Source organism: Clostridium sp. DSM 8431 (assembly GCF_900116755.1).
Lineage (GTDB): Bacteria > Bacillota > Clostridia > Clostridiales > Clostridiaceae > Clostridium.
Map to the genome: position 1 here is coordinate 1 of NZ_FPBY01000118.1, position 10,634 is coordinate 10,634.

Genomic DNA, 10,634 nt, shown 5'->3' on the forward strand with positions numbered 1-10,634 from the left:
TTTTTAAAATTTTTTATTTTTTTGTATAACTGGTCTATACATATATTTTGGGAGGAATTAGTAGTGAATAAAACAATACTTATTATTGAGGATGAAGAGGATATAAGAGATATAATATATCATTATTTAAAGAAGGAAGGATATAGTGTAAAAGAAGCAGCTAATGGATATACGGGAATAAATACTGCATTAAATGAGAGAATTGATTTAATTATTTTAGACTTAATGCTTCCAGATATAAGTGGTTATGATGTATGCAGGGAGATATGTAAAAATAGAAATATACCAATAATAATGCTTACAGCTAGAAATGATATTGTTGATAAGATACGTGGTCTTGAAATAGGAGCTGATGATTATATAACAAAGCCTTTTGATATTAGAGAAGTTATGGCAAGGGTAAGCGTGTGTCTTAGAAGAATTGAAGGGGTAAAATCTATAGTAGTAAATGAACATGTTATTGAAGTTAATAGTGATGTGAAAATAAATAAAGAAAGCAGAGAAGTTTTTAAAAGTGGTGAGGTTATTAAATTAAAACCTAAGGAATATGATTTACTTTTAACTTTTGCAGAAAATAAAAATATAGTAATGTCTAGAGAAAAGTTATTAGAAAGAGTTTGGGAGTATGATTTTGAAGGTGGAAGTAGGACAGTAGATGTACATGTTCAGAGACTTAGAAAGAAGCTTGATACTGATGGAAATAGAACAATAATTGAAACTATTTTTGGAGTAGGTTATAGAATGTAGCTTTAAAGGGGAGATATAATGAAGTTTTCGATTAAATATAAGTTTGTAACAGGTTTTCTTTTTATTTTGTGTATATCTTTCAACTTTATAACTTTTACTGTGAATAAAATTGTAGCGTCAAATAATGAAAAAATAATAACTGATGAGTTTTTAACAGCTCAAAGGGATATAAGTATGTATTTAAATCAATATTTTATTATAAATGATAAGAATATTGATTTAAATGAAACTCCAAATAAGATAGGCTTAGCTTTAAGTTCTAAGATTAATGATAGAATTATACTTTATTCAAAGGATGGAGAGTTTATTTTTGATTCAGATTATAATAATGGAATTTTATATTTAAATAATGGAATTTCTATAGAGGATGATTATAGTGATTTAAATAGCGCTATTCATGGAGAAGCTGCCTATAAAATTTCTAAAACAGGAGAAATATATAAAGTTATATTTTCTAAGCCTTTATACGTTAATGGAGATAATATAGGAATTTTAAGATATACAAAGGATTATACAGATCTTTTTCTAAATGGTGAAGGAATGATTTTTAATATTAAAATTCTTGTAGTAGCAGTATTTATTATGTTGTTTATATTTACTTATTTTTTATTAAGACAAATCACCATACCATTAATCAAGTTAAATAAGGCAACAAAGGAAATTGCCCTTGGAAATTTTGAAGGTGAAGTTCTAATAAAGTCTAAGGATGAAATTGGAGAATTAGCAGACAGCTTTAATATAATGAAAAATAAAATAGGAGATCAGATTGAAAGAATTAAAAGGGATAGGGATGATTTAATTAAAAGTGAAAGTCATAGAAAAGCTTTCTATGATAATGTGACTCATGAAATTAAAACACCTCTAACTATCATAGATGGATATACTCAAATGATTTTAGATGAAGAAGAGTTAGATGGAAAGTTAATTTTTAAAGCAGCTTCTAAGATAAAAAAGGAATCAAATAAATTGAAAAGTATGATAATAGATATCTTAAATATATCTAAGTTAGAATCTCAATGTAGTAATGAATTAAGAGAAAAGGTAGAGATGAAAAGGCTTATAGAAACTATATGCAGTGAAATGAAGGTAAGGGCAGATAAATATGGAATTAGTATAAATAAAAACTTAGAAGAGAAAATCTATTTATATGCTAACTTAAATGACTTAAATAGTATGATAGTTAATATTATTGATAATTCAATAAAGTATAGTAATGTTAAATCTACCATAACTATAAATTTATTTAAGGATAAAGAAAACTGCTATTTGCTTGTTGAAGACGAAGGAAAGGGCATAAGAGAGGATGCTTTACAGAATATATTTGCCCCCTTTTATAGAGGAGAAAATTCCTTAGAGGATAGAAAGCAGGGAAATGGGCTTGGATTAGCTATAGTTAAATCAATAGTGAGTAAGTATGATGGGAAAATTCAAATTGAAAGTGAAATTAATGTGGGAACTAAAATTTTAATAAGGATTCCTCTTTTTACAAATTGGCAACAACTTAATTAGATTATGGCAATACTCATTATGTATTATTTGAGTATATTAAGAAGAAATTGATTTGGGAGTGAAGTTTTATGAAGGGGAAAAAGATACAATTATTAATAAAGATAATGATTCCAGCTGTGATTATAGGAGCAGGTTTTGGAGGATATAAAATACTTAATGATAGGGCAGAAAGGTCTTTTAATAAGACAGTAGTTGTTAATGATAGTGAAGCTTCTTATATTGATGAAAATGACTCATCCTTAGAAATTTTAAGTAAAGAAGCCTTTGGAGATGTTGAAGGATTTAGTGGAAATTATGGCTTTATCAATGATAATGAAGTACTTATTGGTATAGGGCTAAGTAAAGAAGAATTTTTTGAAAAATATCCTGATGAAATTGATAAAACAGATGATGATTTGTTTTGGCAGCAGCAAGATGATCAGTATGGAAAACTATATGTATATAATTTAAAGGATTCTAGTAAAAGGTTATTAAATACAAAAGTAAGAGATATGTTTTCTGATTCAGCTTTATCATTAAGTAAATATGCATATATAAATGGAGATAATGTATCTATATTTGATATAGTTAAGAATTCTGAAGTTGGACACATAGATGGTGATGTATTTAAAAATTATGATTATGAAGATTTTCTTGAACCAGAAAGTAGTATGTGGTCTAAAGATGGAAGTACATTAATTTCTTATGATAATGAAAACTTAGTACTGTATAATGTTGAGGAAAATTCTATAAAAAAGATTAAAGTTGATAATGGAGAAAGACATGTTTCTATACTTCCTAGTTATTATAGTGAAGATGGAAAAGAAGTATATTTTGTTGGAACAAGGTATAAGAAAAATATAGGTAGTCAAGGTATTTACAAAATAAATGTGGATACTGAATCTATAGAAGAAGTATTTTCTCTTCCATATGTTGATCATTCAAAACATGATTACAGTAAATATAGTGGAATACAATCTAATGATTATTGTGTGTTGGACGATGGAAAGAGAATAATTTTTAATGGAACTATAGAAGGAATTGATGGAACTTATATATATAATATGGAAGAAGAAAAATTCTATAATGTAATTCCTAATAAAGTAAAAAGTGAGAGAGGATCGTATTCATCAACTATATGGGTTTCACCTGATAAAACTAAGGTTGTCTATATGGATTTAGTTAAAGAAGAGGGAGAAGAGCAGTGGAATTTATATGCTGCTAATATTAATGGAAATAACCTTACAAATAGAATATGTATATATAATAATATAAAGCAGAGTAGATTGGGTATAAAATGGAGTAGTGATAGCAAAAAGATTATATTCTTTACTACAGATAGTTTTACTACAAAAAATTATATTAGCATTGCCGATAAAAATGAAGTTAATATTATAACTTTTAAGTAATACTTAATTTAAGAGAAAGGAAGAAAATATGTACTTAGTATCTTTATATTTTGATGAAGAATCTACAAGACGAATACAAAATTTAATAGATAAAACAGCTTTTAAAAGCGGTAATAATTTTATGGTGGAAAATAATGTTCCACCTCATATAACAATTGCTTCTTTTCAAAGTCAAAATGAAGAGGAAGTTATAAAAAGGCTGGATAGTGTGATAAAAGATATAGAAAAAGATAAAATAACCTTAGCATCTATAGGAGTATTTAAGTCATCAGTTCTATTTTTATCACCAGTTTTAAATGAGTATCTTCATAATTTGTCAGTTAATATAAATAAAGAAATATCTAAAATAAAAGATGTATCTATAAGTAGGTTTTATCTTCCTTTTAGCTGGATGCCTCATATAACTATTGCTAAAAAATTAAGTAGAGATGAACTGCTTTTAGGATTTCAAGAGTTAGAAAAGAATTTTTCTACTTTTAATGGAGAAGTAATTAAAATTGGATTATCGAAAACTAATCCTTATGAAGAGATTATTAAGTGGAATCTTAAATAGAAAAAGAGATGAAATCTAAATAATTAAATTATTCAGATTTCATCTCCTTTAATTTTAAGATTCTAATATATCTATAAGTTCTTCTTCTGGAATAGAAGAATCACATCTAACATCAACTTCACCATTTTTTCTAATAAGGAAACCAGGAACAGTTCTAATGTTAAACTTATCTCTAAAAGCTTGTATATTTATATCATCAAAATTTTCACTATCTACATAGTAAACTTGTGCATTAGTTTTAGAAGCAGCACTGCTTAATTTTACTGCAAACTTTCTACAATAAGGACAGGTTGAACGACCAATAAAAACAAAAACTTTATCTTCTGAATTTAATAGTTTATCAGCTTTATCACTTTCTATTTTTTTAAATATGGACACATGTTCATAAAATAAATCTTCCATGTTCATTGTTTTTACCTCCTATTTATATAAGTTTTATTTAACTTGTTATATAGAGTATACAACTAGTGATAAAATTGTAAATGGAAGAGTTTTGAAGATAAAAGGAGGAATTCAGTGTGGAATGGGGATATAAGAGGGAAGAGATAGTTTTTAAAAATAATGGAGAAAAAATTTATGGGGTAATATATAGTCCTAAAGATTCAAAAGGTAAGGTTCCAGGAATTATTTTTTCTCATGGTTTTAATGGCAATAATGAATCAGGAGCATTTTATGCAAAAACTTTAGCTGAAAAGGGCTATGCTGTATGCTGTTTTGATTTTAGAGGAGGATCTTGTAATAGTAAAAGTGAAGGAAGTTCATTAAATATGTCCATCTTTACAGAAAAAAGTGACTTGAAGGTAGTTATAGAAATGCTACAAGATTTTGAGTTTATAGATTCAAATAATATATTTTTAATTGGTGAAAGTCAAGGCGGCTTAGTTTCAGCAATTATAGCAGCAGAAAATAAAGAAATTATAAGAGGTATGATTCTTATTTATCCTGCTTTATGTATAGTTGAAGATGCTAAAAAGAGGCATGAAAATATAGAAAATGTTCCAGAAAGTGAAGAATTAATGGGATTAAGAATAGGGCAGGAGTATTATAAAAATCTATTTGACTTTAATATATATGAAAATATTTTAGGATATGATAAGGAGGTACTTATAATACATGGAGATAAGGATGAATTAGTTAATATATCTTATTCCGTAGAGGCAGTTAAAAAATATAAAAAGGCAGAGTTAAGCATTATAAAAGATGCAGGGCATGGATTTTGTAATGGTAGTGAGAAAGAAGCAGTTAAACATATGATAAATTATATGGAAAAACATAAAAATTAACTTTAATTTTAATATAACCTAAATAATGGTGAAAATATTGACAAATATTTAGTATTGATTACAATAGTTATTGTAGTAAAATAATCTTACTAATGAAAAAAACACCTATTTATGGTGTAAAAGGAAAGGAAAATGAAAAAATGAAAGCATTTGTTGATGAAAATACATGTATCGGTTGTGGTTTATGTGAATCTATATGTCCAGAAGTATTCACAGTAGAAGATGGTGTAGCTGTTGCAGGTGAAGTAAGTCCTGAAAATGAAGCAGCAACTTTAGAAGCACGTGACAACTGTCCAGTTGGAGCAATTTCTGTAGAAGAATAAGAATTTTTTTGCTTAGGAAAGTATAAGTGTACAAGCACTAAAAGCTAAAGAATACTTCCCTAAGCATATTTTTTATTTCAAATCTTTACCGGTAAAGGCTAGTGGTAAAATTTCTTCTAAAGTATATTCTATATAATCATCTATACTTTTAGCTAAAATTACTTTGAAGTTTTTTAAATCACAGAATTCAGCCATAACTTGTCTGCATACCCCGCATGGTGCACAGTATTCACCTTCACCTTGTTTTACTCCTTTAGGATTTCCTACTATAGCAATAGCAGTAAAGTCTTTTACACCTTCAGATATTGCTTTAAAGAAAGCAGTTCTTTCAGCACAATTAGTTGGAGTAAAAGAAGCATTTTCTATATTACATCCCTCATATATCTTTCCATTAGCACAAAGAAGAGCTGCACCAACATTAAAATTAGAGTATGGGGCATAAGAAAATTTTTGAGCATCAAAAGCTTTTTGTATTAGAAGTTTTTTATCTATCATGGTTGACCTCCTGATTTATCTAATAAACTATTATGATTAGAAGAAAGAATTATATCAACTAACTTATTTTTATCCTTTACTTTAACAAAACCCTTGTCATATTCTAATAAATTTTCATTAGTCAATTCTTTTATTATTCTATTAACACTTCTTATATTTGAGCCAACGCCTTCAACCAAAATATCTTTAGAAACTCTATCTAAATTATGGTCATTAAAGAAATTCCATAAGAAAAATAAAACTCTATACTTTAAGCTATAAGTAGCATTGGTTTTTGTATTAATAGAAGCATGATACATTTTTTTTGAAAGTTGAATATGCACATATAGAGAAAAGTCGCTGTCAGCTTTAATCCATTCAAAGAAGGATTTTTTTGAAATCTTAATAGCTTCACAAGGTTCAAGGGCTTCTACATAATCTAATACAGGCATATCAGAAAATATTTCTAATTCACCAAATAGTCCGCTTTCACAATGGGTTCTTTCAAGATATATAACTCCAGTTGGAGTTATGGAGTAAACTTTAACTTTACCCTTCTTTATAATATATACAAAATTACAAATTTCATTTTGTTTAAGTATCTTGTCAAAAGTATTAAAATTAACGTTTTCAAACTTACTTTTTATATTGTTAGGACAAGTATCTAAAAAGTAGAATAAGCTATTCATTTTATGTCTCCTTACTTCTAGTACATTGAATAAAGTATACTAATTATAGCACAATAATTATGTAAGAGAAGTATTGAAATGTAAGTTAAGGACAAATGACCAAAATTAATTATATGAAAAAGCTTTTCCTCATAAATTAAAAGGAGTTGCAACAGTTAAAATAGGCGATAAAGTATTGATGGACGTCCTTTAAAGTTTGCATTTAAATAAGGATGCCCACCTTTTATTTTTGCTGGATATTTCCTAATTTGTGCAAATATAAATTTGGAAAGAGCTGCTAAGTAGTTAAAGCATATTTTTCACTAATAGCATCTAAAAGTTTATGGCGCCATATAAATGCTGTACCTATAGAAATATTTAGTTCATTTGTGGTTCTAGAAATAGAGTATTGATTTAATAAACACTGAATAAATTTAATCCAAGTTTCTAAACTCTTTTTTTGCATATTTTCGACATGAAATGTTGAAAATTGTTAAACTTTTCTTTCTTATGATTCGATAATTAAAAAAAGTATATGAACTATGATGAAAATATAGAATATAGGGATATGAGAGGGTAATAGGGAAATTATGAATAAAAAACTTACACTTTTAGTTTTATCAACTTTGATTGCCATGAATAATGTTCAAGGAACTGAAGTAGCAAAAGCAATTGAAAATAGCGATAAAGAAGTTTTTATAGCAAATGAAAATAACAAATCTGAGCAAGTAATATATGTAACAGGTGGAGAAGGAAATTTAAATGATGGAAATGGAAGCTTTGAGAATCCTTATCAAAATATACGTACTGCTTTAAAAAATGTTGAAGATGGTGGGACTATAAAGCTTATAGGTACTGTTTTATATACTAAATATGAAACACATGTAGATGAATCACCCCTGCCATTATATATAAATAAGAATATTACTATAGAAGGTAATACTGAATTCGATGGCTTATATTTAAGATCTCCAATTCAATTAGGAGCAAATGTTACTTTTAAAAATATGAGGTTAGAGATGCTTCCGCAAACTATTTTGGGTAGAAGCGTAAATAAAAAAATAAATTCAAGACTTTTAGGAGAAGAAGTTGCTAAAGGTGCAACAATCTATGCTGCAGGGCATGAATTAACTTTAGATAAGGTAAATACTAAACTTGGTACAAATGCAGATCAAGAGAATAAAAGACCTTATATAAGTGGTGGAGCTTATAAAAATACAGGTGAAATGGGAAAAAAAGCTGTAATTAATATTATTAATTCTACTAATGAAACTAAGATTTCAGGAATATATGCAGGAGATTACTGGAATGATAGAGAGATGGATGTGGAAATTAATCTTAATGGAAAATTAGTAGATACTACAATATATACTGGTGGAGATTTAGGAATATTAAAAGGAGATGTAAAGGTAAATCTATCATCTAAAGCTAATGTTACAGAGTTTGATAAAACAAATCATATAGGAAATTTAGATGTAACATTAAAGAAAGATTTCTTTAGTGCACTATTAAATCTTAATGGAATTAATAATTTGTATATGGAGGAAAATGCGAGGGTAAGTCTTCCTAAGAATAGTGAATTTAATGTTGATAATGCTACTTTGTTAAATAATGCTGTAATTGACTTTAGAAATTTGACAATGAATCCTTTAATTAATGGGAATTTTATTGGAGCTATTAAATCAAGTGATGATATAAAAGGATCTGCTATATTATTAAATAATAAACAAACTTTAAATATTATAGGTACTGTAAGTGGAGCAACTAGATTAAATAATTGTGGAGTGGAGTATGTAGCTCCATTAGAAGAAGGGCATGACTATGTAAAAGCATATTCTAAATCTACTGGAGAGTTTACTCTTATAGATAGAAATACTAATTATAGAATAGAAGAAGCTGAGGTAGGAAATACAAAAAGCTGGTCTGCCATTAAAGAAGGTCAAGAATTAACTAATATAGACTGGTATGAGAATACTTCAGAGGTAATTGAAAATCCAGTAATAGCTCCTGGTGAATTTTATAATGAATATTTTTATAAAATTAAGTACCAAGATGAAGAAGGCAAAAATATGGATGTAATGGATGCTATAGATCATCTTAAGGTTGAGGTTATTGATGAAGATGGTAATGTGACTGGAGAATTTGATGACTTTGATTTGTTTACAACAGCATTAGGGGTAAGATTCCATGTAGAATTAGAAAATGATGAATATAGTGAAGTAATTTTAGAAATTTACAAACCAGAAAAGGTTCATGGAAAGTTAACTTTAAGAGTTACTGATATGAAAAATAATAAAATTATAGAAAAACCTATATATGTAGTTAAAGATGGTGATGATATTGAAGGAGATGTAAGCCTTCCACAGGGTGCTATTGTTGGAAGTATAATATCTGCTGATATATCAAATTTAACTGAAGGCTGCGAAGAACTAACTTATACTTGGTATGCAGATGGAAATGAAGTATTAAAAGAAACAAATAATGAATTTAAAGTTACTGAAGAGTACTTAAATCAAAATATAACTGTAAAAGTTTCTGCAAAAAATAAGTTGAATGAAATAGGAAGTTTATCAGGAACTACTGTAAAATCAGAAGAATTTGCACCAGTTATAAAGGGTGTAGATGATATTACAATAAGTGCATCAGATATAGATAGGTTTAATGAAACTGGAAAATTAGACAAGGTTACAGCTACATATGAAAATGTAGATTTAAAATCAGAAATAACGGTAACAGGTGAAGCTAGAAGACCAGCTCTTGGAACAAGTGAAGTTTTTGAACTTGTATATGAAGTTAAAAATAGTTTGGGTATATCTACAAAGGTAGTAAGACAAGTAACTGTAAGTAATCATGCGCCAGTTATTTCAGGATTAACTGATTTAATTATATTAGAAGGTGAAGAGGTTGACTTAACAAAGGACGTTATAGCAGAAGATAAAGAAGATGGAGAGATTACTTCTATAACATATCCTAGTGAAAAATCATCAGAGCTTCCTGTTGGATTAAATACTTTAGAGTATTCAGTTCAAGATAAGGATGGAAATATAACAAAAATGACTAGAAGAGTTATTGTTATTGGAAAAACATCAAATATAGCGCCAACTATAATTGGAGCAGATGATAAGAAGATAACAGTGGGAGAAGTTGATGAATTTATAGCAAAAGGATATCTAGATGGAGTTTCAGCTACAGATGATATAGATAAGACAGTAGAAATAAAGGTTACAGGAAAAGTAGAAAAGCCAGCTTCAGGAACAAATGGAGTTTATAAATTAACTTATATACTTATATAGCTAAAGACAGTGATGGAAATGTAAGAGAAGTTATAAGAACTATTACAGTAACAAATAAGGTTCCAGTATTTAAAGGGTTATCATAGATATTTATAACTGAAGGAGATAGTTTTGATATAACATTGGGAGTAACAGCTTCAGATTATGAAGATGGAGATATAACATCTAACTATGATAGTGCATTTTTACTTGAAAAATTTTACAGTCAAGTAACCAAACAGAATCCTAAGCTATTTTTAATGACTCAAAAATTTCTTCTATCGGCGTACCGCTTGCGACAGCTTCATAAATAAATATTACTTTAGATTTTTGTAGATCCTTCTTAGCAGATTTATATCCAGTATTGAAGTGATAAGAATTATTAGAATACATTTTGCAATAAGTATAGTTTATTAA

Annotated in this window: 11 protein-coding genes; 7 read left to right on the forward strand and 4 right to left on the reverse strand. The window is 27.8% G+C overall.

Annotated features, from left to right (window positions below):
- Positions 1 to 63: 63 nt before the first annotated feature.
- The 4 genes from BM384_RS11880 (at position 64) to BM384_RS11895 (ending at position 4,197) form a co-directional block, all read left to right on the forward strand.
- The gene (locus BM384_RS11880) at positions 64 to 747 is read left to right on the forward strand and encodes a response regulator transcription factor (protein ID WP_090013867.1); all 684 of its coding nucleotides are present in this window, start codon (positions 64 to 66) and stop codon (positions 745 to 747) included.
- Between the two features lie 18 nt (positions 748 to 765).
- A complete protein-coding gene (locus tag BM384_RS11885) occupies positions 766 to 2,256 on the forward strand; it encodes a sensor histidine kinase (protein WP_090013868.1) in 1,491 nt (496 codons plus the stop codon).
- Between the two features lie 68 nt (positions 2,257 to 2,324).
- Complete coding sequence (locus BM384_RS11890; protein WP_090013870.1) at positions 2,325 to 3,644, forward strand: TolB family protein; 1,320 nt, start codon at positions 2,325 to 2,327, stop codon at positions 3,642 to 3,644.
- A 28-nt stretch (positions 3,645 to 3,672) separates the two neighbouring features.
- Positions 3,673 to 4,197 carry a 2'-5' RNA ligase family protein gene (locus tag BM384_RS11895; RefSeq protein ID WP_090013872.1) on the forward strand — a complete coding sequence of 175 codons (525 nt, stop codon included), beginning with the start codon at positions 3,673 to 3,675 and terminating at the stop codon, positions 4,195 to 4,197.
- Between the two features lie 54 nt (positions 4,198 to 4,251).
- Here BM384_RS11895 and BM384_RS11900 read toward each other — a convergent pair whose 3' ends face one another.
- Positions 4,252 to 4,605, reverse strand: a complete 354-nt coding sequence (locus BM384_RS11900) for a DUF6568 family protein (protein WP_090013874.1) — start codon at positions 4,603 to 4,605, stop codon at positions 4,252 to 4,254.
- Between the two features lie 110 nt (positions 4,606 to 4,715).
- Here BM384_RS11900 and BM384_RS11905 point away from each other — a divergent pair, with 110 nt between their 5' ends.
- Both BM384_RS11905 and BM384_RS11910 read left to right on the forward strand, forming a co-directional pair.
- Positions 4,716 to 5,480, forward strand: a complete 765-nt coding sequence (locus BM384_RS11905) for an alpha/beta hydrolase family protein (protein WP_090013876.1) — start codon at positions 4,716 to 4,718, stop codon at positions 5,478 to 5,480.
- A 140-nt stretch (positions 5,481 to 5,620) separates the two neighbouring features.
- Positions 5,621 to 5,803: a ferredoxin gene (locus BM384_RS11910; protein WP_090013884.1), complete on the forward strand. Its 183-nt coding sequence runs from the start codon at positions 5,621 to 5,623 to the stop codon at positions 5,801 to 5,803.
- Positions 5,804 to 5,875: 72 nt separating this feature from the next.
- On the opposite strand, the gene BM384_RS11915 is transcribed toward BM384_RS11910, so the two are convergent.
- The 3 genes from BM384_RS11915 to BM384_RS17700 all read right to left on the reverse strand — a co-directional run bounded on the left by BM384_RS11915 (position 5,876) and on the right by BM384_RS17700 (position 7,411).
- Positions 5,876 to 6,298, reverse strand: a complete 423-nt coding sequence (locus BM384_RS11915) for a cytidine deaminase (RefSeq protein WP_090013879.1) — start codon at positions 6,296 to 6,298, stop codon at positions 5,876 to 5,878.
- The gene (locus tag BM384_RS11920) at positions 6,295 to 6,966 is read right to left on the reverse strand and encodes a Crp/Fnr family transcriptional regulator (RefSeq protein WP_090013880.1); all 672 of its coding nucleotides are present in this window, start codon (positions 6,964 to 6,966) and stop codon (positions 6,295 to 6,297) included. Before BM384_RS11920 ends, BM384_RS11915 begins: the two co-directional genes overlap by 4 nt.
- 277 nt (positions 6,967 to 7,243) lie before the next feature.
- Positions 7,244 to 7,411: a hypothetical protein gene (locus BM384_RS17700; RefSeq protein WP_175537361.1), complete on the reverse strand. Its 168-nt coding sequence runs from the start codon at positions 7,409 to 7,411 to the stop codon at positions 7,244 to 7,246.
- A gap of 124 nt (positions 7,412 to 7,535) precedes the next feature.
- Here BM384_RS17700 and BM384_RS11925 point away from each other — a divergent pair, with 124 nt between their 5' ends.
- Positions 7,536 to 10,238, forward strand: a complete 2,703-nt coding sequence (locus tag BM384_RS11925) for a hypothetical protein (RefSeq protein ID WP_090013882.1) — start codon at positions 7,536 to 7,538, stop codon at positions 10,236 to 10,238.
- Positions 10,239 to 10,634 lie beyond the last annotated feature (396 nt).